Here is a 25,580-nt window from a genome sequence, read left to right as displayed (position 1 = left end):
GAAAGAGCCATAACCAAAAGCCCTAAATTTCTAGATTTCTAAACGGTGAAATTTAAGGCATACCATCATATTTAAAAATATAATGGATAATTCGCATTTTCTGATTTTATCATGCAAAAAACATAACTAATTCCCCCTTAATTCAATACAAAATTTATTAATTCATTCTTAGTGAGGTTTATTATAACATAATTTTATTTTAAGCCAAACATTTTTTTTTTTTTTTGTAAAGGGTTAAATTTAAAATAATCAAAATTAAGGTTTTTACATCAAAAATACCTGTAAATCCGGGTATTTTTTGCATATTTATATTCCCTAAAAAGTGAATTTTTGCCATCAAACTGTCAAACTCAAGATATAAATAAAACACTTTTGCAAAAATTTTTGTTGTAAAAGTGTTTTTATATTTATTTATCATAAATCTAAGTTTTTGTATTAAAATTATAATTTTGTATTTTAATTTCAGTTTTTCAGCTAAAAGCCATTTAAAATTGTTATAATTTATATTATAGATAATTTATTTCCTATTCATAGCTTAGTTTTTTGTTTGAAAATTCGATAGATGATGATTTGGCGGTTTCACATGTCATTCAATAACAAAAAATATTTATTTTTAGCACCTTTAATTGTTGTACCGTGGATTTTTCCAGCTATAATTTTTGCCCTTCAAAATAAAAATAATAATTTGTTCACTATAAGCATAAACAATAATGAATCTTTAAAATCTAAAATTTCTTCCAATAATGATTTGTTCACTATAAGCGTTAAGGACAGTGAAGCTTTAAAATCCAACATTTTTTCCTATTATGATTTAGTACGAATGGATAAAAAAGAGACTATTTGACTTAAAAATAGTCACTGAATGCCGATTTTTTTGAGCGACAATGAAAAAATTCAAGAAATAATCAAAAAATATCTATATTTTGAAAGTGACAATTTTAAAACCTACAACGACAAAGAATTCGATAAATTGTCTATTTTTTTCTCCAAAGAGTATGACAAAGCTACTAATGGAGATGAAAACTTCCAAAAATTAAGTGGAAATTGAAGTTTTGTTGATTACGAAAAAATATTTACTAAAAATTTTTTTATTATCGATGGTCTTAATCAGTATAAGGAATTTTTTAAAAAAACCGATCTCAAAGAACCGTTTTTAAAATACGAAAACGATAATGAATTTTTTGCTAAAAATTTATTTTTTATATATATTAACGGAAAAAATTAGCTAACCCATTACTTATAAATGAAAAGTATTTACCCACTAATTTGTCCCCTATTAAATTTCTAGCTTATAAAAATCATAATTTTATTATTTCAATACCAGAAAAACTTTTTAATTATAAAGATGTAAGTAAAAATAGACACGGAATTCCAGAGTTAGAGGATGAATTTGCTGTTTATTTTAAATTTTATCCAAAAGAAAATTTTCAAAAAACAAACGAATTATCCACTATAAAATTAAATAAAATTCAGGATTTGTATTTGTACAACTTGCTAGATAAAACATCGCCAGAATTTGCGACTTTTTTAGATCTAATGAATAAAAAAGAGAAAATTTTAGCCCGCAATAATTTGAAGATAACCACATTATATGGTGTCAAAAATGAACAGTATTCAAAAAATGAGCTCAAAACAGAAATTTTTTCAGATTTTGACGATGTAAAACAACTTATTTATAATAAAAATTTATCTAAAAACCTTGAATGAGAAGAAGCATTTCACCTTGGCAATTTATTTATTCCTAGCAAAAATAAGCATGAACCTGAAAAATTTAATAAATTTATTCTCAAATCTCAAAATGTAGATGAAATTTTTCTTGATGAAGTTTTTTATTCAGAAGTTGACAAAAACACAGGCAAAATTACGCTCTATTCTTTAAACTACAAATCAATTTTTCCAAAAACTTTAAAAAATATTGAAAAATTAAATTATAAAAATTTACTTATGTTTGAAAAAATTGATTTTGGCGATATAAAAATTAAAAATGTTGAGTTAAAAACAGTAAATTCACTCGAAGAATTTAATAATATATATAAAAAAACGCAAGGCTAACATGGATTTAAAAAAATATAAAAAAATTTTTCTATTAGGATTTATATTAACTAATTTAGGTGCCGCTACCGCGGTTTCGGTTGCTTTGGTTCTTAATAATAATAATAATAATAATAATTTTTTTAGTATCTCAGACACTAAAAAAATAACTGATCTTAATAAACTTTTATGACTAAACAACCCATATTGACATGACATTTTGAAAAAACAACCCCAAAAATTGGATTTATTAATTCAAAAATACCCCCTATTTGAAGACTATTTATTTGATGATTCACATGACAATATCGCTTTAATACAATTGTCAGGCTTCTTTTATTCTGAGAGTGCCAAAAACAATGACACAATGGAATTTAATGTTATTTGGGATCAACGACAACTAAAAGACAAGAAAATTGCAGATAATTTTGTTGTCTTAGATAATAAAAACAATTTTTTATCTTTTATTTCTAAGTTAAAAATTGAAAAACTAAGTAAAAGAATTTTGTCAACTCCTCATTTTTTTGAGAAAAAATCAGTTATTATTTTTATACGCCCTCAAGATATTCCTGACGGTTCATCGTTTAATTCAAAATCAAAAATGTCATCATTAAATCCTAATCATATTTTCCAAAATAACCAAAATGATGGAAAAACAAGCATTATTTCTTTTGACTCAAAATTTAAAAATTTTTTTCACTCAAGAATAGAGTACAGATACACTGGTCCACAAAGAGCAAGGACACCAAAAGTAATAACAGGAATAAAAAAACCAAGAGTAATTGTTCCTAGAGTCTCTCTGCGTCCAAATACAACAATTACAGATTTTGATATTTTTTACAAAATTATCGATAAGTCAAGCAAACATGTTTTTGACCGTAGTTTAGATATTCATATTAAAAAAATTGAAGATCTTGTGCTTTACAATAAAATTATTCGCCATAAAGAATCAAATGAGTTTAAAAAATTTCTTTTAAAAAAGCAAGAAATTTTTAAGAAAAACCCTTTTCAACTCACTCGTTTATATGCTATGCAGGAGTTAGATCCATCAAACCAAAATACTGAAGAGGACCAAATTTTTTCTACATTAGAACAGACAAAAAAATTCATTAGTGATCATTCGCAATTAAAAAACTGGCATTGGGGCGAGGCTTTTCACCCTTCAAATTTGTTCATTAGCAAGGATAATAACTCTGAAGAATTTAATAAATTTATACTTAAAAAACAAGATCCAAAAATTATTTTTGATGATCAGATTTTATATTGACAGATAGAGAAAGATACAATTAAAATTTATACCTTTAATTATAAAGATTTGTTTCCTAATTTTGCCGTTGAACCAGATAATTTTGTAGTTAATGATCCTCATAAAGACTTATTTCATAGCGCTGTGTTTGAACCAGATAAATTTATAATAAAAGATCTCCAAAAATTTGAAAAAATAGATATTGGAAATACTGATATTAAGAAGATAGAGTACATAAAAATCAAAACATTAGAGGAATTTAACTCATTGCATAATCAAATAACAGCAGCTTAATTTTAGTTTTGACAAAATCATTAAAAAACCGCCAATATTTTATCATATTATGGCGGTTTTTTTAATTAACACAAATTATGCAAACTGGACCAACAAGAATAAAATTTGGATATTTTTATTAAATCAAACAGATATCTTGTTGGTCAAATCAGTAATTGTAATTATAAATTCCTGGAATAAATTGGTGCTATTAATACTGAAACAAAAAACAGCAAAATATCTCAACTAAGCAACACCAAAAGTCCAATCTAATGAAGCAAAGTTGCAAATATTAGAGACTTTTTGTTCAAAATTTCCAAGTTAAAATGATGAAGATTTAAAAAATTTATCTAAAATTTTAAGAAAAGGTAGATGTAAACTTTATACTATCAAGACTATCAATTTTATTTTTGTCAATTAGAAGAACATAACTTTTAAACCAATCATAAGCGCCTATTACCTGAGCAATTGCAGATCTTCTGCGGTAGTCTTGGAATTTCCACTTTAATTCTATTGTTTTTGTATTTTCATTAAAATTAAAATCAACAAGATTTAGTCCTTTTGCTCTTCGATCACCCCAAGAACCAAAAAGTTCACTAACATAATTATTTAAAATGATTGCATCTTTATTTGATAAATCAATTGTTTCACTTAGATCATTAATCTCTTTTTCATCAAGAAATCCAACAACAGCTTTTTCGGATGTTGAGAATAATTTTTGCTTATTAGGTATAATTAAGTCAACAAGATCTTGCGTATTTTTAATTAAATAACTGTTATCTAATTGCTTATTATTTTCACTTTTCTTGCTTTTATTTTTAAACAAAAAGTCTTTTTTATTAAGATCATCTTCATCAATAAATACATACTCATCTCTAAAATCATTGAAACTCAATGAGTTTTTAGAGTCCATTTTTGTTTTTAATTCTTCATCAGTTAATTTATGGATGTTATCTATAAAAAAGCGAGGATAATCACCTTCAAATGTTAGGACATTCTTTTTATCATTTCAAAATCGATATTCACTTATTTTTGACAACTGCTGTTGATTTTGAATATCATAAATATAAATCAAATACCCACCGACAGCAACTAAAATTGAGCTTTGAATTCAAAATCAAGTTCCAAGGGAGAAAAAAGTTCAAAAATTTCTTTTGCTATTTTTTGACATAAGTTATAACCACCTCAGGAAATTTTGTGAAATACATAATTAATTATAACATTAGTTATAAAATAAAGGAAAATTTACTAAAAAAATGTACTTTTATATCAAAAAATTTAAAAATTTGGGTTTTTTAAATTTTTATTTCATGTTTTATTTGGAACATCAAACATTTGCGCCTTAAAATTTACAATATTTTTAACGTCTAAATTACAGAACAAAAAAATTTAAATATTTAAAAATAAATTCCTAGGTTTTAAACAAAAATAATCTATAATTTATTATATTATGAAAATTAGTAAAACAAGAAAACCTGTGGACAATTTAAAAATTTTAATTTTTTCATCATTATCAACGCGTCTCATTAAATTTATACTGGGCGCTACTTTATTTTTCTTATTTGTTATCCCTTCCATTAGCGCATGATTTTCAAATCGCGACTCATTTATTGTTGGTTCTGAACTTATAGCAGCTATGTTTGCTTGAATTTTGTTTACTGTTGTAAACCGAGTTTTAACGATTGCTTATATCGTAAAAGTAAGTTTCCCTAATAAAATTTTTATGAATATAGCGCCAGATTCAGCAAAATCACAAAAACTTTCAGTAATTAAAATTACAGCGATTATTGGCTTTTTCATACCATTGTTTGATGTATTTTCAATGTTGATGTTTTTAGTTTTTGCCCACAATCACAAAAAAGAATCACTAGACAGTTTGACACCAAAAATTGCATAAGATCACATTAATAGTTTTAAAAAATTAGAAATTACACTTCTTTAAGAAATAAATACCAAACATTAAAACGTTTTTATGGTGGCTTTAGTGTTTGGTATTAGTTTGAAATAGGGGCTGTTTTAAGTCAAAACCCCCCATTATTAATTTTTTTTTACTAATTTACTTGGAAATTTTTTTCTTTCTGATATAATTTTTAAGGCAATACATAGAGATAATAACTGTCAGAATGACTTAATTTGTTGTTTGAATGTATTTTCAAAGTATTGCTCCTAAAATAGAAAGGAGTCTAGATTTGAACGCTTTTCGCCAAAAAAAGGCAGAAATAATTACTGAAATTAGAGATTTACTCGAGAAATCTTCTTCTTTAGCAATTGCTGAATATCGCGGACTTTCAGTTGCTGAACTAGAAAGTTTGCGTCAGGAACTAAAGAAATCAGGTGTTTTTACTAGAATTTATAAAAATCGACTTTTCAAAATTGCAGCAGATGAACTCGGTTTTTCTAATCTAAAATCAGAATTAGTGGGTCCAAATTTATTTGCTTTTGGTCTAGAAGACCCAATTGCACCCGCTAAAATTATTACAAAAGTCGCAAAAGATCAACCTTTATTAATTTTAAAAGGTGGGATTTATGAAAAAAGTGTTGTTACACCGCAAGAAAATACCGCTATTGCTTCACTTCCAAATTACACCGAAGCAATTACAATGCTTGCTTCTTCTCTTCAAGCCCCACTGAAACAATTGGCTTTTGGACTTAAATTATTAATAGATGAACAAAAAATAACTGCATAAAAAAGGAAAAAAATGGCTAAAATTACTAAAGAACAATTCATCGAGTCATTGAAAGAAATGACAATTAAAGAAGTAATGGAATTTGTTGATGCTCTTAAAGAAGAATTTGGGGTAGATCCTTCTGCTGTTGCTGTTGCAGCTGCTCCAGAAGCTGCCGCTGAAGTAAAATCTGAAGTTAAATTAACTCTAAAAGCAGCAGGACAACAAAAAGTTGCTGTTATAAAAGTTATTAAAGATATGCTTGGATTAAGTTTGATGGATGCTAAAAAACTTGTTGATGCAGCACCTTCTGTCATAAAAGAAGCAATAAAACCTGAAGAAGCTGAGGAATACAAAGCTAAACTAGTAGAAGCCGGAGCTGAAGTTTCTATTGATTAATATTTCAAAAAATTAATTTTAAAAAGCAAAAATGGTGTTCTAAACGCCTTTTTTGTTATTTTTACTTTACTAAAATAAAATATTTTTTTAATATTTTATTAATTTTTTTGAAATTTTGTATAAAAACGCTTTGATTTTTTTGCTTTTTAAATATAATATATAACCTAAACAAAAAAGGGGAAAAAGGGGTGAGTCATGAACCAATTATTTAAATTAAAATCTTATGGCATAGGAACCCAGCGCCGTTTTTACGGAAAGACAAATAATACACTAGAAACGCCAGATTTCTTAGATTCCTTGCGTGAATCTTTTGACTGGTTTTTAAGCACTGGAATTGCACAAGCATTTGATAAAATTTTTCCAATTGTTTCTTCAAACGGTAAATTGGAAATTAAATTTCGTCCTGATTCAATTAGAGTTGAAAAACCTGAAAATGAATATTTAGCAATCCGTGAAGCTAAAATTAAAGGTAAAACTTACGCTGCTAGAGTTTATGTTACTCTAGTTAAAATTCAAGTTGAAGATGGTGAAATGGAAGAACAAGAAATTTTACTTTCTGAATTTCCATTTATGACCCAAGGCGGAACTTTTATTATAAATGGCTTTGAAAAAGTTATTGTTTCACAATTAATTCGCTCTCCAGGTGTTTGTTTCCGTGAAAATGTTCGAAATCGTCAAGCTGATGACCTTTTTAATAAGGTCGAAATTATCCCGCAACTTGGTTCATGAATGGAAATTTTCCACAAAGTTACTGGAAACCAAGTTGACACAGTTAAGTTTCGTGTTGATAAACATAAAAACATCCCTTTAATGGCGTTTTTAAAAAGTCTTGGCTTTACAAACGAAACAATTCGTAAGTATTTTGGAAATTCACCAGAATTACAAGAATCAATTCGCCGTCACAAAATCGACTCAATTGACGAAAATCTTGAGTCAATTTATCGTATTATTCGTAAAGATGACCGTGTTACTGAAGAGGGCCTAAAAAACCTAATTCCGTCAATTATTTTCAATGAAAGACGTTATAATCTTTCTGCAACAGGTCGTTACATGTTAAATTCAAAGTTGAATTTAATTGACCGAATTTCTCAAACTTATCTTGCTGAAGACTTAGTAAATAAAGAAGGCGAAATTTTATACCAAAAAGGACTTTACATTAGTCGCTCAATTGCTATTGAAATTCAGGAAAAATTTAATAACTCTGAGTTTGAACTCTCCACAATTGAAGGTGTAGATTCAAGTATTTATGCTCGCCAATTACAAATTAGCCGTAATGAACGTCTTGGTGAAAGAATTTATGTTGCCATTGTAAAAGTTTGACCAAACAAAAAAGCGATGATTCAAGAAACTGAACCTGTAAGCGTAATTGCAACAGATCCAAGTTTGACCGAAACTACCTTAGTTTTATCAGATATAATCGCAATTGTTTCATATTACTTTAATTTGCTGCACAATTTAGGGAAAAATGACGATCCTGATTCATTAATTAATAAAAGAATCGTTAGTGTTGGTGAACTTTTACAAAATCAGTTTTTAATTGCCCTTACTAAAATTGAAAAAAACAGTAAGGAAAGAATTTCTTCAAAATCTGACTTATCACAGCTAACTGTAAAGTCAATTATCAACAACAAACCAATTTATAATCAGTTTAAAAATTTCTTTAACTCCTCAAAGTTATCACAATTTATGGATCAAATTAATCCTTTAGGAGAAACTGCCAACAAAAGACGGGTGACTTCACTTGGTCCAGGTGGTCTAAATCGTGATACTGCCCAATTTGAGGTTCGGGATGTTCATGCAACTCATTATGGTCGTATTTGTCCTGTTGAGACTCCTGAAGGACAAAATATCGGTCTAATTCTTAACTTTTCAGTTTTTTCACGCACAAATAAATACGGTTTTATAATGACTCCTTATTATAAAGTCACAAATCGCGTTGTTGATTTTAGCAAAGTTCACTGACTAACTGCAGCCGAAGAATTTGGACTTAGTTTTGCTCAGTCTTCAATCGAAATTGACGAAAATAACAAAATTATTGCCGACAAATTAACCGTTCGTAAAAATCAGACATATCTTGTTCTTGATGCAAATCAAGTCGATTATATCGACGTTTCTTCAATGCAAATGACCTCAATTTCGGCCTCAGCAATTCCTTTCTTGGAAAATAATGATGCTAACCGTGCACTTATGGGTTCAAACATGCAACGTCAAGCCGTTCCACTGATTAAACCAGAGGCACCACTAGTTGCAACAGGAATTGAAGCAGATATTGCCCGTTTTTCAGCAACAAATATTCGTGCCGTTGAAGATGGAAAAGTTATTTTTGTTGATGCAAAAAAAATCGTTGTCAGTTCCGAAAATTCAACAAAAACCTATTTTTTACGGGCTTTTGAAAAATCAAACCAGGAAACACTAATTTTACAAAAACCAACTGTAAAAGTTGGTGACTTTGTTAAAAAAGGTCAACTAATTTGTGATGGTCCGTCAACCGAAAATGGTGAACTTGCTCTTGGTAAAAATGTCCTTGTCGCTTTTAGTACTTGATATGGCTACAATTACGAAGATGCGATCATCATTAGCGAAAAGCTCGTAAAAGACGACGTTTTTACCTCAATTCACATTCAAGAACAGACAATAAAGTTCCGTTCATCTAAGGCAGGAAACGACATTCTAACTGCTGAAGTGCCAAATGCTTCGGCCAGATCACGAGCTCATCTTGATGCAAATGGGATTGTAATTGTTGGTTCAGAAGTTGACACTGGTGACATTTTAGTCGGAAGAACTTCGCCAAAAGGAGAAGACAACCCAACAGCCGAAGAAAAATTAATGGCTGCAATTTGAGGTAAAAAAGCACTAGCACAAAAAGATACCTCACTCCGGGTAAAAAACGGTGAAGGTGGAACCGTAATTGATGTCCAAATTCTTTCTCGAGATCAAGGTGATAATCTTGAAGAAGGTGTTGGAATGCTGGTCAAAATTTTGATCGCCCAAAAAAGAAAAATAAAAGTGGGCGACAAAATGGCTGGACGCCACGGAAATAAAGGTGTTGTTTCTGTTGTTCTTCCAGTTGAAGACATGCCATTTTTAGAAGACGGAACACCTATTGACATTGTCTTAAATCCCCAAGGTGTGCCATCACGTATGAATATCGGTCAAGTTTTAGAACTTCATCTTGGTATGGCAGCAAAAAAACTTGATACAAAATTTGTCACCCCTGTTTTTGATGGTATCAAAATTGACACCATTCAAGATTTATTCAAAGAAGCTAACATTCCTCAGTCAGGAAAATTTAAATTAATTGACGGAATTACAGGTCAACCTTTTGAAAATCCAGTTTCAGTTGGCTACATGTACATGCTTAAATTGCAGCATATGGTCGATGATAAAATGCATGCAAGATCAATTGGTCCTTATTCTTTGACAACCCAACAGCCCTTAGGTGGAAAATCACAAAACGGTGGACAAAGATTCGGGGAAATGGAAACTTGAGCGCTTGAGTCTTTTGGAGCTGCTTCTGTTTTATCAGAACTTTTAACTTATAAATCTGATAATATTCAAGGTCGAAATTTACTTTATAATAATATAATTTCCGGTGGACAAATTCCGCGGCCAGGAACACCTGAGTCATTCAATGTTTTGGCTTATGAACTTCGTGGACTTTTAATTAAACTGGAAGTTCACAAAAAACATCTCTTTGATGAACCAGAAGTTGAGGCACCAAATAATCTTGAATTTGCCGAAATTCCATCTGAAATTATTGACGAATATGATGAATTTCCCGGTGAAGGACGTCGTCAAATTGACTACAACGACGATCAGTATGACTTTGATGAAGAAAACATCGATTTTGACTAATTGAGGGAATAATTTACTTTTTTAACTAAAAGCAAATTATGCCTATTTTTAAAGGAGAATTTAAAAAATGAACACAAAGGTTTCTCGCCAGTATGCAAAAATTTACGAAAATTCAATCGAAAAAATTTCCCTTGCACTTGCAACCCCTCAAGATGTCCTTGACTGATCTCGCGGTGAAGTAACCCGTCCTGAGACAATTAATTATAAAACTTTCAAACCAGAAAGAGGCGGACTTTTTGATGAGTTAATTTTTGGCCCACTTGTTGATTTTAAATGTTCAATTTGTGGACGAAAATACCGTAAAGCTAACGAAAATCAACTCTGTATTGCCACAAAAGAGTGTCAAATTTCAAAATCACAAATAATGTCCAAATTGTCCCGTCGTTATGCAATGGGTCATATTGCGCTTAATACGCCGATTTTGCACTTTTGATTTTTTAAAATCGATCACTCGATTGTTGCAAAACTTTTAGGTCTAAAAGTTTATGAAGGTGATAAATTAACTTCCAACATTTCAAAAACAGCCTTAGAACAACTTATTTATTATAAATCGCACATTGTTCTTGAAACTGGTGGTCTAAAATCACTGCAAAAAAATAAAATAATCGACATTTCCGAGGCAGGTTTAATTTACAAAAATGCACTTGTCGAAATTCTTGAAACTTATGAGCCCGAAACTGACGAATATGAAGCAGTTGCTGAGGCTCTTTCAGAATTAACTGACCTTGCCTCAAGTAAAATAGGCCGTGAATACGGGATAGATTATTATGAGCTTAATGAAGTAATTCAAGAATTTTCAGATGCCCGAATTGCAACAGGAACCGAAGCAATTGAGTATTTGCTTGACAAATTAGACTTACACGCTGAAAAAAAACAGGTAGAAGCTGAACTTGCAGTTTTACAAAAACAATCTCACCAAAACAAAAAAGTTGTTATAAAAAACCAAAAACGCGACAAACTCTATAAAAGATTGCAAGTAATTAACGCTTTTATTAATTCAGGCCAAGACCCTAAATCAATGATTATTAAAAATCTTCCGGTAATTCCGGCCGATTTAAGACCACTGGTTCAACTCGATGGCTCTCGTCATTCAACAAGTGATTGTAATGAACTTTATCGTCGAATTATAATTCGAAATAACCGTCTAAAAAGATGAAAAGAATCCGAAGCACCTGTAATTATCATTCAAAATGAGATGAGAATGCTTCAAGAAGCAATTGATGCCCTAATTGACAATCAGAAAAAAACAACTAACCAAGTAACAACAAAGGAAAACCGTCCGCTCAAGTCAATTTCTGACTCACTTACCGGAAAAAAAGGAAGATTTCGTCAAAACTTACTTGGAAAACGTGTTGACTATTCAGGTCGTTCAGTTATTGTCGTTGGTCCAAAACTAAAAATGCACCAAGCTGGGCTACCGCGGAAAATGGCCGCTGTTCTTTTTGAGCCTTGAATTATCCGTAATTTAATTCAAGAAAAAAAAGTCGGCTCAATTAAGTCAGCCCGTAAAATGATTGAAGAAGAAAATCCAATTATTTGACCTCATGTTGCAAAAGTTATTAAAACTAGACCGATAATTCTTAACCGTGCTCCAACCTTGCACCGACTTTCAATTCAAGCTTTTGAACCAGTTTTAGTTCGAGCAAAGGCAATCCAACTTCATCCACTAGTTACTGCCGGGTTTAACGCTGACTTTGACGGTGACCAAATGGCCGTACACATTCCAATTTCACCTGAAGCTGTTCGTGAAACTAGAGAATTAATGTTTGCTGACAAAAACATTTTAGGGCCAAAAGATGGTGAGCCAATTGTTAATCCTTCTCAGGACATGGTGCTTGGACTTTATTATTTATCCCAAGAAAAAGCTGGTGCAAAAGGTGAAGGATCATTCTTTTCATCTTATGATGAAATGCTAAAAGCCTATGAATTCCGATCTGTAGAGCTTCATGCAAGAGTTGTTTTACCTTTTGAGTCAGTCAAACCTTTGGTTGGAAAAAATTCACGTGGACACATAATTTCAACAGTTGGTAAATTTATTTTAAATAACATTTTCCCTGAAAATTTCCCATTTATTTTTGACCACAATGTTGATGAATTAGAACTAAATTATCCCCGTCAAATTAAAAAATATGTCTTGCCGTACGGTACAAATTTCCGTGATTACATTCAAAATCTACAAATTAATGAACCTTTAAACAAAAAAGCAATTGCAAAAATTGTAAGACAAATTTTTGACACCTATGATGGAGTTCTTGCAAAAGAAGATATTGCCAACGTTATTGACCAGTTGGACTTTGAAAATTATCAAGACTGTATTTTAATTTACGAAAAACTTCGTGATTACAAAGGGGAAAAATTACCAATTTCTCACCTTGCAAAACTGTCTGAATTTACAATTTTTGAGTTTGACCAGTTATTTAAACGCCAACAACAAGCCGGAAGAGCCGAAATTTACCGTGTTTTTGAAGATCACGAAAAAGTTGACCTTTTAGAAAAAATTTGATTCAAATACAACAACATGGTTTCTTCAATTCTTGACAAAATTAAAGATCTTGGATTTCACTACTCAACAATTTCAGGAACCTCAATTGCAATTAGTGACATTAAAGTCGCACCTAAAAAACACGAATTTATCGCTGAAGGTGAAAAATATATTAGTCAACTTAATAACTTTTTCAATCAAGGTCTGATCACTGATGATGAAAGATATGTTCTAGCGATTGCAAAATGAACCCAAATTAAGAACGAAATTCAAGACGACCTTAATGAGTCAATCGTAAATGAAGCACACAACTCGCTGGTAATGATGATGAAATCTGGAGCTAGAGGTAATATTTCTAACTTCGTCCAACTTGCCGGAATGCGTGGTTTGATGGCCAACAACGTTAAGGCCTTGAAGGTCGATGCCGAAAACGAACGTGTTGTTCGTTCAATTGTTGAAGTTCCAGTTAAGTCATCGTTTGTTGAGGGTCTAACTTCATTTGAATTTTACTCTTCAACTCACGGAGCTAGAAAAGGTCTAACCGATACAGCCCTTAACACTGCAAAATCAGGTTATCTAACCCGAAGACTTGTTGACGTTGCCCAAAACATTGTTGTTGCAGCCGATGACTGTTTTTCAGATTTTGGCTTTGTAGTTAAAGACATAATTGACACTAAAACTAATACAATAATAGTTCCTTTAATTGAAAGAATCGAAGGTCGCTTTTTAAATAAAGATGTCTATGATTCAAAAGGAAACAAAATTGCTAGTGGCGGACAACTTGTTAATCTCCAAATTGCAAAACAAATCGCAAATGCTGGTGTTAAAAAAGTGGAAATTCGTTCAATTTTATCCTGTCATATCAAAAACAGTGTCTGCAAAAAATGTTACGGAAAAGATTTGGCAACAAACCGTTTAGTTTCAATTGGTGAGGCTGTCGGAATTATTGCTGCTCAGTCAATTGGTGAACCAGGAACTCAGCTAACCATGAGAACTTTCCACACCGGAGGGGTTGCCAACGTTGAAGATATTACAGGTGGATTTACCCGCCTAATTGAGCTAATCGACTCCCACGAACACCCTTGAGGACGGCCAGCAAAAATTTCACCTTATTATGGAACAATCACTAAAATTTCTGATCTGTCGGAAAAAAATGCCACAAGCAAAGGACTTTTAATTACAATTGACTATAAAAATGCCCAAGGCGAAAAAGCCGAACATATGGTCCGTGTTGAGCAAAATCAGAAACTTCGAGTTCAAGTTGGCGACAAAGTTATTCCAGGTCAAAAACTAGTTGAAGGACCAATTATTCTAAAAGAATTATTGGCAATTTCTGATGCTAGAACACTACAGAACTACCTGTTAAAAGAAATTCAAAGAATCTACCGTATGCAAGGAATAACAATTTCTGATAAATATATTGAAATTATTATTCGCCAAATGTTGTCAAAAATTCAAATTACTGAAAGCGGAGACTCTAATTTCTTCATTGGATCAATTGTTGACATTAGCGACTATCAAGAAGTCAATGGTCAGCTGATTTCTGAAGGAAAAAATCCTGCTTTTGGAAACATAATTGTCAAAGGTGCTAAACAAATTCCGTTACTTTCAAACTCATTTTTGGCCGCTGCAAGTTATCAAGAAACATCCAAAATCCTTGTTCATTCAGTTATCTCATCACAAGCCGACAAACTAGAAGGACTTAAAGAAAACATAATTGTCGGCCACAAAATTCCTGCTGGAACAAATTCAAATTATGAACCTAAGTCCAAATTTGACATCCGTGATCCATTCAGTTTTTTCATGAAAACTTCACGCTAAGGGTTTATGAGCTTGGAACATATAGCTAAAAATTACCGTTTTTGTAAGCAAATAATCTCCAAAACTTCCTCTGATTTGGAGATTATTTTTAATTTAATTATTAGTAAAAAAATTCAATTTATTTATTTAGTTGGGCCGTATGGTTCAGGAAAAACTGATTTTACCAAAAAATTTGCACAAAAAATCGGGATAAAAGACAAAATTATTTCCCCGTCATTTAATTTTATGTTTGCCTACGAGAATTTAGTTCATATTGACCTTGACAATTTTTCATCAAAACTGGACGAATTTCAGGACTATTTTGAGCAAAATTTTGTTGTAATTGAATGGGCAAACAAGCTTGAGGAATTTTCTCAAAACTCAATTTTGATTAGTTTTGAGATAATCAGCACAGACACAAGAAAAATTCAATTTTGCTGAAACTAAAACAAAAAAGCCTATGAATTCATAGGTTTTTTAGTTTTTTGGCAATAATTTAACTCAATTTCCTAAGCTTGCTAGTTTGATGGCAAAAATTCACTTTTTAGTGAATCTAAATATGAAAAAACACCCGTAAATCCGGGTTTTTTTGTTGCTAAAATCTTAATTTTTGTTGTTTTAAAATTAACACTTTGTAAAAAAAAAAAAAAAATATTTGGTCTAAAATAAAATTATGTTATAATAATGCTCACTAAGAATAATTAATAAATTTTGTATTGAATTAAGGAGGAATTAGTTATGTTTTTTGCATGATAAAATCAGATAGTGCGAATTATCCATTATATTTTTAAATATGATGGAATGCCTTAAATTTACCCGTTTAGAAATCTTTAAATTTAAGGCTTTTGGTTATTGTTCTTTCAAAACTTCATATGTTTTTTTAGGCTCGATGCAAATAAAAACGAGTTCTCTATTTGCATTGAGTTTAAATAGTAGTTGTTTTTTATGATTTTTGTTGTTTTATCCATAGATTGATTTTGCCAGTGTTTTGACTAAAAAAGGTAGTTTAGACATTTTATAATTTTGCATTTTTAGTTAAGATTTTAGCTTTTTGTTAATAATTTAATTCACTTTTGGCTAAGGTTATTTTGTTTTAGAACCTGTTTTCAACTTTTAGATTTGCGCTTAATTTCAATTTTTGAATTAACAATTAAAAGATAAAAATTTACTTTTTCAAGGGACATTTTTGTCAAAAAAACAATAAAAAATGCAAAAAGGAAAATAATTGTTAAAACTGGGAAATTTCAAGGTCATTTTCCTAGTTCGCCAATGGTTGGTTGTCCATCTTTTCCCATATAAAATCAATTTCCGTTTCAGGCTATTTTGAGTCGATTATCACCTTGGTTTTCAATTATTTTTTCAATTGTTCAACTTAGAAAAAAAGTAAAAGATGCCATTAAAAAAGTAAATAATATCGATTTTCAGAAACTTTTTATATCCAGTTTTGAGTTTTTACCATTAATAAATGTTAAAAAAAATGGTAAAACCAAACTTAAAAGATGACTAATAATAAATTCTCAAAAAAAGTAATTATCAAGCGCTCAATTTATACCCAAATTTTTAGTTTTTGCCAAGTTCATTAACTCAGATTCACTAACATTTTGTTCAACTTTTATGCCTTGAAATTCAATGTCGTCCATAACAATTCCTGCATCAAAGCCAATTTGTGGAAAGGATAAAGCTAAAATTGAGCCCAAAAAACCGGGAATTACTATGTATTTTGCCCAATTTGTCCTATTAAAAATCATCAAAGATGCACAAATTAGAACGATAAGCCGACACAAATGGAGTGGTAGATATTCTCATTTATAGATATAATCATTAATTTCTAGTAAAATTGTTCGACTAATATATGAGAAAAATCAAATCAAAATACCAATAAAAATAAATCAATTTTTTATTCTATAAAATAAATTGACCTTAAATTGGATTTGGTTTTTGCGAATGTACCATGTTTCCAAATTTTTGCGGAAAAGATACAACACAACAATGCTTAGAAGACCTAGAATTAACCAAATATAGACTATAAAAAAATATGAATTTGCATCTAAATCACTTTTTCTTCAATCAAAATAAAACATTTTATTTTTTTAATTTCCATTAAAATAGATTTTAAGTGTTTTTAATTAAAATTTTTAGGTTTTTTGGTATAATTATATAATTATAATTAAATTTCTATAAATTTTAATTGACTAAATTTAAAAAAGAAAAAGCAAAAATGAAATGATAATAAAATTGCGAATTGCTATTTTTTCAATAATCTGACTATTTAAAATACGTAAAATACGGTCTGTTTGAAAAAAATATTATAAAAAAAAAGTCGAACTTTCTCCTCAATATAGAAGCGATTTAGTTTTAAGTTACTCAAAGTTTATTTTAAAATTATTTGGCATAAAAATTAAAGTTTTTGGTTATGAAAATTTACCAAAAAATGCATCGATTTTAATCTCTAATCAAAATCAGTTTTCTGACCATTTTGCATTATTTTCAGCACTTGAAAACCCATCAAAAGCTGAAGAAGATTTTAATCCAATTGTTAGTTTTTTTCTTGAAAAAAAGCGTTATTCCCGTAAAAATAAATGAATTTTTGGTTCTCTTGACTCACAGTTTTTAGCTGAAAATGAGCAAGAAAATGTAAAAAAGTTTCAAAATTTTTTAAAATCAATCCGCGAAAAACGTGCTTATGGAGTTATTTTAGCAAAAGAGAACTTGCACGACGCAGAATTAAATTTTCCAATTGAAATTTTTGAAATTATAAAAGAATCAGGTCTTGCAATTGTCCCTGTTTCAATTAAAGTAGTTAAAAAAAATACAGACAAAAATCAAACTAAAAAATTTAAAAATATCGAAATTTTCTTTCATAAACCTATAAAACCAGGTGCTGTTATTTCCCAGACAAGTAAATCCTTGAGTTTAGCCACAAAAAAAACTATTATTGATTTTTACAAAGGTGAAAAATAATGGATTACGATATAAAATTAGCTAATTTTTCAGGACCTTTAGAATTACTTTTAGATTTAGTAAGATCAAAAAACATTAATATTTTAGATATTGACCTTGTTGATTTAGCAACTCAATATGTAAAAATAATTCAAATTTTAAAAGAAAAAAACATCCAAATTGCCGGCGAATATTTAGTTATTGCTTCTACTTTGGTTCATTTAAAATCAAAAATTTTGCTTTTACCAAGCAAAGAAGAAAAATTAAAACCTGAAGATGAAAAAGATCGGCTTGAATTTTTAGCTCTACTATATGACTATCAACAAATCAAAAATATTGCAAATATGTTAAAAGAACAGCAAGAACACCGTAACGATTATTTTGAAAAAAATACCTCAGATTATACTGATTTTCGCAGACCTCCGGACCCAAGTCAACTTGATGGACACTCGTCAGTACATAATTTATATAAAGTGTTAAAATTAATGTTTGACAGAACAAAAGCCAAAAATCTTATCAAAATTAAAACCCAACAAGTCCAAGTCACAGCTGACGAGCAAAGTTTATGGTTAAAAAATCTGTTAAAAAATGAAAATGAAATAGATTTTGAATACTTATTTTCACTACCGACAATGAAACATTTTGTTATCACCATGATTTCAATGCTCGAAATGGCAAAAAAACAACTTCTACATTTAAAACAAGAACAACAGTTCTCAAAAATATCAATTTTCCGTGGGGGTTATGATGAAAACTAGAATTATTGAGGCAATTTTGTATCTTCAAGGTGAAAAAGGAGTTTCTTCCCAACAACTTCAGAGTGCACTTAAATTATCAAAAATTAATGAAGCTCGTAAACTTTTAAAAGATTTTTCAGTCGAATTCAACCGCCAAAAAAGAGGTATAATTGTTGTTGAATTTGCTGATATTTTCAAATTTGTTACCGCAAAAGATTTAAAACCTTTTATTATTGACTTTGTCGGAAATGAAAAAAAATACCGTCTAAGTAATGCAGCAATTGAGGTCGCCGCTATAATTGCCTATAAACAACCTGTAACAAGAAGTGTTATTGCCCAAATTCGTGGCGGAATTAATTCTGATTATATCGTAGGTTCACTGTTAGCAAAAGGAATAATTGAGGAGCTAGGAACAGCTCCGAGCCCTGGAAATCCTACACTTTATGGTGTAACTTCGAGGTTTTTTGACTATTTTAAACTAAGATCGGCCAAAGATTTGCCTAAATTTAAAGAATTTGATTTATTAGACATTATTGAAGATCCTGGCCAAAGCGAAAATTTTGATCTTTTTTCTTCTCAACGAGAAACTGAATAAAATTTTATGAAATATTTAGCAATTAATCGCGATGTTAACCTAGAAGACCAAAAGTTGATTTTTTTTAATTATGATTCTCCACTTGAATTAAGTAATTCTAAAATTATCGGCTTTGTTGGTAATAAACCTAATTCAATAAATGAAAACTATATTTTTAGTTTAGCATCAACTATTTCTGATCTTGTTAAGGAAAAAAACTATCAGAAAATTTTGATTAATAGTAGTTCCAACAATTTTGGAATAGCTTTTGCATCAATTTTTTACAATGCTTTAGCCTCTGATCCTAACAAAGAAATCTTAATTTTTGAAGAAAAATTTGGATATTCCCAAAGTTTAGCGCGTCATTATTTTATAAATAATGACTTTGATTTTTTTATAAATATTGAAGTTAATTTGTCAAATAAAAATTTAAATCTAACAGTTTTAACCTTTTATAAAAAAAACTTAACACTTTTGACGGCTGAAGAAGAAAAAAAAATCAACAAAACTGAGCAAAAACCATTTTTTTATAGAAGTTCACAAATTTATTTAACGCCAAAATTTCATATTAATTCAGACCATATTTTGAAATTTTACAGTTATTTTGACTTAGATTTCTACAAATTAGCAAATTTTTACCAGTTTTATGATTCAGAGTCAACCTTTTTAACTAATTTTTTAAAAGATCATTTTGATACTGAAAAAAGTAAATTTTTACCAATAAAAAAGAGTTTTCCGATTGAAAAAATTACAAGACAAGTTAGCGATAATTCAATAATTTGAAAAAAGATCACAACAAGTGCTAAATTTATGACAAATGTAATTTTTTGAGTCAAAAAAAACAAAATTATAACTGCAGTTCGTAAAAAACTTAACTTTAATATTATAAAAGATAATGATTTTCAGTTGTTAGTGCTTGATTTTCTTGAAAGAAATTGAAAAAATGGGAAATATTTTCTGATAAGTCATCAAGCTAATAACTACATTTCTGAGTTTATTGAGCAGAAATTTGGTGCTAAAATCACAAAATTTTGTGAATATAATGAGAATTCAGAAACTGAATTACTTAAAATTCGAGAAAAAACTAATGATGAAGTTGTTGTTATAACATCAAAAAGCGTTCATTTTGTTCCTAAAGTTTCTGAAAATTCAATTAAATACGGAATTAGCACTAAATTTTCTATTCTCTGGTATGTGAAAATTTTTGAATTTTACACCCAAAATAATTTAAATATATTCGAAATTATCCAAAAGATGAAAAATGAGTTAAATTTTGTTTTTCAATATAAGTACCGAATGAAAGCAACTCCATCAACTTTTGATAAAATTGTAAACTTGCTTGTAAATGAAAGTGACGCTCAATTTCGTCCACAAGGATACAACATTTCAAATTCAGATTCAGGAAAACATTCGATAAAATTAAAAGTTAATTTACAAAATAACGATTTTTACACACTAATTTACTTTAAACCAAAAGAAGAATTAACACTCTACACAAATTTTTTATCAAAAAATCACACCGAAAAAGAAGCAGTTTTTTTGGAAAACCTTCTTATTGATAAAGTTAAACTTGCAAATAAAAATCTAGTATCATCAAAAAACAATAAAGCGAAAGATTTTATTAAATTCGGGATTTTTATAACAACTATTATCGTAATTTTAATTCTTTTATTTTATAATTTCTACAACTCTAGTTTTGCAGACGGCTCGCCTACAAAAATTTTTGTTAAATTTTACGAGTTTTTTTTCAAATCTCGGGTAAATAGATTAGTTCTTCTTGGTGCAATTGCTCATTTTTTATTTTGAAATTTAACCTCAACCCTACAATTACGGCGGATTTTTAAATATCAGAAGGTAAAAACGAGATTTAGACACCTTTTTATCGCCACTTTTATCGCCACTTTTATGCAATTTTCTACACCATTTTCATTTGGTGGCGAAATAAGTTACTATTGATATTTGCAAAAAAAGAAATATCCACTGAAAAATATCAGCGCAACCTTGACATATAATGCCCTAATTCATCAAGTTTTTAATTTAGTTGTCAGTTTGATTTTAATTCCAGTTGGATTTATTTACTATCGCGATCTTTTTATTTTAGATTCTTGGGAAAAAATCATTTTCTTTGCTTGACTTGTCGTCAATATTTTTTTAAATGTTTTAGTTTTATTGATAATTATAATTATTTCTGTTTGGAAAAAATTGCAATATTTGCTGATTAAATTATTTGTTTCACTTTTAAATCTCAATTTTTTAAAAAAAATTGAGGACAGACAAAGATTAGAATACCGTTTTCAATTTTTAATTGATAATTTCAAAAACCATTTTATGGAAGTTTTGTCTAATAAAAAACTGTTGGCAAAAATACTTTTACTTTACAAATTACCAGTTTTTTTCATAAATTTCTCTTTTGTAATTTTAATTATCACTTTAAAAGAACAAGGTTTAGATCTAAGTAATATTAATTTTCACGATTATCTCAAGTTTATATCAGGATTTACGCTCTTACAAATTTCAAACAACCTCTCGCCTTCTCCGGGTGGAGTTGGTTCGGCCGATCTAATAACAAAATTAATTTTCAAAAGCTTTTTTGATGAAGCAAACTCTTTAAATTTAGATATTTTTAACTTTACAAATAGAATTTATACTTGATTTTTACCTTATTTATTATCAGCGATTGGAATTTTGACTGTTTGAGTAGGTGAAAAAAGAGTTGACCGTTACAAAGAAATCCAAAATACGATGCAAGAAAACTTAATTTTGAATTACAAACTAAAAAAACAAGACAGTCATATCTTTTTTTATGCTTTATTTTTTTGAGCAATTGTTGCTACCGGGATTCTAATTTTTGTTTTTGCGATTTAAGTTTTAGCTCAATTTGTGCAGCTTTTGCAATCATAGCACCATTATCAGTGCAAAATTCCCTTTTTGGAATAACAATTTTATAATTTTTTTCATATTCTTTAAATAATGCTCTAATTCCAGAATTTGCTGCAACACCGCCAACTAAAGTTAGAGTTTTTATATTTTTATTGCTATTTAAAACAGAATCAAGTTGCCTTTTTAAATATTTTATTATTGTTTCCTGAAAAGAAACAGCGATTTTTTGGACATTATTTAAATCAAGTTTATTTTTTTGCTTCATTTGGTTAGTAAAATTTATGACTTGAGTTTTTAGACCGCTAAAAGAAAAATCCAAAGGATTTGCAAGTCTTTTTGGCAAACTGAAATTGATTAACTCGCCAATATTTTGTCGATTTTGTTGTCAAATTTGGTCAATTTTAGGCCCACCTGGCAACACTAAGCCTAAATTTCTGCCAATTTTATCATAAATTTCGCCCAGAGCATCGTCAACTGTTGAGCCGATAATTTCAAGTTCGCTCTCGTTTTTAGCCAAAATTCACTGACTATGACCCCCAGAAATTAAAAGTGAAAGTGTTGGAAAAACAATTTCATCATCAATATTTGCTGACCAAAAATGACCTAAAAGATGGTTAACTGGAATCAAAGGCTTATTAAAATAAAGACTTAATGCGTTAGCAAATAAAAATCCTATTTTCAAAGCGCCCAATAATCCGGGATTATTTGTGTAGGCAATTGCATCAATTGAGGAAAAATCAACGCGTTTTTGCAATAATTTTTCTAAAATTATTGCTAAATTTCGCGAATGTTCGCGAGCAGCAAGTTCTGGAATTGTTCCACCAAATTTTTGGTGGAATTCAATTTGGCTAATTGTTAAAATTATTTCGACTTTTCCATCACATAAAAGCGCAACAGATGCATCATCATGAGAGGTTTCAATACCTAAAATTTTCATTTTTCTGCCTTTTATTTTTTTTATTTTTTTTATTTTATTATATAATATTTTATGATATAATTATAAAAATATGGGCCAGTACTCAAGAGGCTGAAGAGGACGCACTGCTAACGCGTTAGGGGAGTGAAATCCCGCGCAGGTTCAAATCCTGTCTGGCCCGCCAAAACCCTTTCGTTTTCGTTTTCTATTTCTTTTAAAGCATGATACATTAAAAAATAGTTTATATTTTTATTGCCTCCTTATTTTGTTTTTTATTTATAAATTGCGTGTTTCCATTTATTTATTAAATTATTTTTTTATGTTTTCATCCATGTTTAGTAAACTCCTTTCTTAATTTTTTATTTATGATATATTTTGTGGTTTTTTTGTAAAATCATGATTAAAACCTCCTTTCTAAATTTATAGTGATAATTAATTTTTTCTTTTTTTAATACATGTTTAGAATCTCCCTTCTAAATTCTTACTAATAAAATTCTTTTTATTTTTTGTAAAAACAAAGTTTATTATGTGTGTTTACATGCATTTTTAGATTTTCCTTTTCATATTTGTCTTTGTAAAATAAATTTTATTTTTGTCAATAACAAAATTCATTATGTATGTCTTCATGCATGTGTAAAATCTCCTTTCGTTATTATTAATTTATAAGTTATATTTTATTTTTGTGAATTACAAAATTCATTTATTTAATCTCTCTTCATTCTCAATAAAAAAGTCTATAAAAAATCTCTAATCTCTAAAAAATATCTATAATACAACTCTATAAAAAAAAGGCAAATTTTCATTTGCCTTTTTTAATTGTTTGGAATATAATAATTATCTATTTTCCTGAGTTTCCCAGTTTGATGGCAAAAATTCACTTTTTATTAAATACAAATATGAAAAAATACCCGTAAATCCGTGTTTTTTGACTCTAAAACCTTAATTTTTATTATTGTAAATTTAATCTTTTACAAAAAAAAAAAAAAATGCTTGGTCAAAAATAAAGTTATGTTATAATATGAGTCACTAAGAATGAATTAATAAATTTTGATATAAATTGAGGGGGAATTATTATGTTTTTTGTCGTATTAAAATAAGATAATGCGAATTATCCATTATATTTTTAAATATGATGGAATGCCTTAAATTTGACCGTTTAGAAATCTACAAATTTATGGCTTTTAGTTATGGCTCTTTCAAAACTTCACATATTTTTTTAGGCTCAATGTAAGTAAAAATGAGTTTTCTATTTACATTGAGTTTAAATAGTAGTTATATTTTTTATTATTTTTGTTATTTGACCATAAATGATTTTTGGCAGTGTTTTAACTAAAAAATGTAGTTTAAATATTTTATAATTTTGGGTAATGTTAAATATTTTGTGTTTTTAAAGTAAATTTATTTTGATAAAATTTATTATGAAGTGACCAAAATATGAAAAAACAGCAAAAAACATTATCCCCATTTGAGTTAGAAGCTAAAAAACTTGTTGACAAATACGCTGATTATAAAAAATAAAAAAGAAGATTTTCACAACGAAATTTCGCATATGTTTAAAACTTTTACTGAGGCGCTCTTAAGGGCGGAATTAAGCCAACATTTAGGCTATGAAAAAAGTAACCGAAGCAAAAAAGGCGTGCATAGGCCAAATAAGCGAAACGGATTTTCGGGTAAAACTGTGAATTTTAATAGTAATAATTTTCATCTAAAAATACCAAGAGATCGAAATGGCACTTTTGAGAACAAATTACTCGGTAAATACGAAACAAATTTAGGCGATATCGAAGAGCAAGTGTTTTCACTTTTTGCATCAGGAATGTCATATGAAAATATTGTTAACACAATAAAAAGCATCTATAAAAAAGAAATAAGTAATGCCTGAATTTCTTCAGTTACTGACAAATTATTGCCTGAAATTGAAAAGTGAAAATCGCGAAAAATTGAGAATTCCTATCCAATTTTGTACATTGATGGGATGTTTTTTAATGTTAAAGAAAACGCTGTTTTTGTCAAAAAATCACTTTATCTTATTCTTGCAATTGATTGGGACGGAAATAAAAAAGCACTGGGATTTTGGATTAAAAATACCGAATCAGCAAGTAATTGACTTGATGTTTTTAGCGAACTAAAAACTCGCGGGCTGGAAGATGTTCTAATAATTTCTTGCGATAATCTAAGTGGAATTACTCAAGCAATTGAAGCGGTTTTCCCGCAAACAGATGTTCAAAAATGTGTTGTTCACCAAATTAGAAACTCGCTTTTAAAAGTTTCTAACAAAGACAAAAAGAGTTTGTCCTTGATATGAAAAAGATTTATCAAGCGGCTAATCAAGAATTTGCAATGCAAAATCTTGATAAATTTGCGGAAAAATGAGGCCAAAAAATATCCTTCAATTATCAAGTCTTGGTATACAAATTTCGCTGAACTAACGACATTTTTTAAATATCCATATGAATTGAGGCAAGCAATTTATACCACAAATTTAATTGAGTCAATGAATAGAATAATTAGGAAAAATACAAAAACAAAAGGCGGAATTCAAAGTGTAAATTACCTTTCAAAAATAACTTATTTAACTCTCCAAAACGCATCTACAAAATGACAAAAGGTAAGAAATTGATTCATGATTAAAAAACAATTAGAAATTATTTTCCCTAATCGGTTAAATAATGTAAAATTAAATTAGATTACATTTCTATTTGAAAAATCCATAAAAATTTAAAACACAAGATTATGAACACACCCTAATTTTGCTTTTTAAATTAAAAAAGTGTCCAAAAC

At 29.1% G+C, this 25,580-nt stretch carries 17 protein-coding genes and 1 tRNA gene; 15 read left to right on the top strand and 3 right to left on the bottom strand.

What is annotated here, in order from left to right:
- Positions 1 to 583 precede the first annotated feature (583 nt).
- Genes PWA39_RS03830 through PWA39_RS03820 form a run of 3 tightly spaced genes read left to right on the top strand, consistent with a single transcriptional unit; the run spans position 584 to position 3,571 of the window.
- On the top strand, positions 584 to 1,225 hold the full coding sequence (locus tag PWA39_RS03830) for a hypothetical protein (RefSeq protein WP_069099423.1): 642 nt from the start codon (positions 584 to 586) through the stop codon (positions 1,223 to 1,225).
- Positions 1,226 to 1,266: 41 nt separating this feature from the next.
- Positions 1,267 to 2,052 carry a hypothetical protein gene (locus PWA39_RS03825; RefSeq protein WP_069099422.1) on the top strand — a complete coding sequence of 262 codons (786 nt, stop codon included), beginning with the start codon at positions 1,267 to 1,269 and terminating at the stop codon, positions 2,050 to 2,052.
- Between the two features lies 1 nt (position 2,053).
- Positions 2,054 to 3,571 (top strand): hypothetical protein, encoded by a 1,518-nt coding sequence (locus PWA39_RS03820; protein ID WP_240534019.1) that lies wholly within the window; start codon positions 2,054 to 2,056, stop codon positions 3,569 to 3,571.
- Positions 3,572 to 3,908: 337 nt separating this feature from the next.
- Here PWA39_RS03820 and PWA39_RS03815 read toward each other — a convergent pair whose 3' ends face one another.
- Positions 3,909 to 4,721, bottom strand: coding sequence for a hypothetical protein (locus PWA39_RS03815; protein WP_069099421.1), 813 nt, complete (start codon positions 4,719 to 4,721; stop codon positions 3,909 to 3,911).
- A gap of 279 nt (positions 4,722 to 5,000) precedes the next feature.
- Between PWA39_RS03815 and PWA39_RS03810 the strand changes: the two genes are divergently transcribed.
- From PWA39_RS03810 to tsaE, 6 genes are all read left to right on the top strand, one after another.
- Positions 5,001 to 5,447: a hypothetical protein gene (locus PWA39_RS03810; RefSeq protein WP_069099420.1), complete on the top strand. Its 447-nt coding sequence runs from the start codon at positions 5,001 to 5,003 to the stop codon at positions 5,445 to 5,447.
- A gap of 292 nt (positions 5,448 to 5,739) precedes the next feature.
- Entirely contained in the window at positions 5,740 to 6,237 is a 498-nt protein-coding gene (gene rplJ, locus PWA39_RS03805) for a 50S ribosomal protein L10 (RefSeq protein ID WP_044285718.1), read from the top strand.
- Positions 6,238 to 6,249: 12 nt separating this feature from the next.
- Positions 6,250 to 6,615, top strand: a complete 366-nt coding sequence (gene rplL, locus PWA39_RS03800) for a 50S ribosomal protein L7/L12 (RefSeq protein WP_010320971.1) — start codon at positions 6,250 to 6,252, stop codon at positions 6,613 to 6,615.
- 195 nt (positions 6,616 to 6,810) lie between these two features.
- Positions 6,811 to 10,470, top strand: coding sequence for a DNA-directed RNA polymerase subunit beta (gene rpoB / locus PWA39_RS03795; protein WP_069099419.1), 3,660 nt, complete (start codon positions 6,811 to 6,813; stop codon positions 10,468 to 10,470).
- Positions 10,471 to 10,537: 67 nt separating this feature from the next.
- On the top strand, positions 10,538 to 14,773 hold the full coding sequence (locus PWA39_RS03790; protein ID WP_069099418.1) for a DNA-directed RNA polymerase subunit beta': 4,236 nt from the start codon (positions 10,538 to 10,540) through the stop codon (positions 14,771 to 14,773).
- A gap of 6 nt (positions 14,774 to 14,779) precedes the next feature.
- Positions 14,780 to 15,199: a tRNA (adenosine(37)-N6)-threonylcarbamoyltransferase complex ATPase subunit type 1 TsaE gene (tsaE, locus tag PWA39_RS03785; protein WP_069099417.1), complete on the top strand. Its 420-nt coding sequence runs from the start codon at positions 14,780 to 14,782 to the stop codon at positions 15,197 to 15,199.
- Positions 15,200 to 15,795: 596 nt separating this feature from the next.
- Here tsaE and PWA39_RS03780 read toward each other — a convergent pair.
- Positions 15,796 to 16,833 carry a YwaF family protein gene (locus tag PWA39_RS03780; protein WP_069099666.1) on the bottom strand — a complete coding sequence of 346 codons (1,038 nt, stop codon included), beginning with the start codon at positions 16,831 to 16,833 and terminating at the stop codon, positions 15,796 to 15,798.
- Between the two features lie 142 nt (positions 16,834 to 16,975).
- On the opposite strand from PWA39_RS03780, the gene PWA39_RS03775 reads away from it, so the two are divergent.
- The 4 genes from PWA39_RS03775 to PWA39_RS03760 are packed head-to-tail and all read left to right on the top strand — an operon-like array spanning position 16,976 to position 21,868.
- A complete protein-coding gene (locus PWA39_RS03775; protein WP_069099665.1) occupies positions 16,976 to 17,713 on the top strand; it encodes a lysophospholipid acyltransferase family protein in 738 nt (245 codons plus the stop codon).
- Positions 17,713 to 18,450, top strand: coding sequence for a segregation/condensation protein A (locus PWA39_RS03770; protein WP_069099664.1), 738 nt, complete (start codon positions 17,713 to 17,715; stop codon positions 18,448 to 18,450). Before PWA39_RS03775 ends, PWA39_RS03770 begins: the two co-directional genes overlap by 1 nt.
- Positions 18,440 to 19,024 carry an SMC-Scp complex subunit ScpB gene (gene scpB / locus PWA39_RS03765; RefSeq protein ID WP_010320964.1) on the top strand — a complete coding sequence of 195 codons (585 nt, stop codon included), beginning with the start codon at positions 18,440 to 18,442 and terminating at the stop codon, positions 19,022 to 19,024. The genes PWA39_RS03770 and scpB overlap by 11 nt, the downstream gene beginning before the upstream one ends.
- Positions 19,025 to 19,030: 6 nt before the next feature.
- Complete coding sequence (locus PWA39_RS03760; RefSeq protein ID WP_069099663.1) at positions 19,031 to 21,868, top strand: lysylphosphatidylglycerol synthase transmembrane domain-containing protein; 2,838 nt, start codon at positions 19,031 to 19,033, stop codon at positions 21,866 to 21,868.
- Here PWA39_RS03760 and tsaD read toward each other — a convergent pair.
- Complete coding sequence (gene tsaD / locus PWA39_RS03755) at positions 21,834 to 22,820, bottom strand: tRNA (adenosine(37)-N6)-threonylcarbamoyltransferase complex transferase subunit TsaD (RefSeq protein WP_069099662.1); 987 nt, start codon at positions 22,818 to 22,820, stop codon at positions 21,834 to 21,836. The two genes, PWA39_RS03760 and tsaD, sit on opposite strands and share 35 nt — an antisense overlap.
- Before the next feature lie 72 nt (positions 22,821 to 22,892).
- Between tsaD and PWA39_RS03750 the strand changes: the two genes are divergently transcribed.
- Both PWA39_RS03750 and PWA39_RS03745 read left to right on the top strand, forming a co-directional pair.
- Positions 22,893 to 22,983, top strand: a tRNA-Ser gene (locus tag PWA39_RS03750).
- A gap of 1,305 nt (positions 22,984 to 24,288) precedes the next feature.
- Positions 24,289 to 25,485, top strand: coding sequence for an IS256 family transposase (locus tag PWA39_RS03745; protein WP_274827441.1), 1,197 nt, complete (start codon positions 24,289 to 24,291; stop codon positions 25,483 to 25,485).
- The last annotated feature ends 95 nt before the right edge of the window (positions 25,486 to 25,580 follow it).

It is taken from the genome of Mesomycoplasma ovipneumoniae ATCC 29419 (assembly GCF_028885435.1).
GTDB lineage: Bacteria > Bacillota_I > Bacilli_A > Mycoplasmatales > Metamycoplasmataceae > Mesomycoplasma > Mesomycoplasma ovipneumoniae.
The sequence above is the reverse complement of the archived record's forward strand: the minus strand, read 5'-3'. Positions and strand labels throughout refer to the sequence as shown.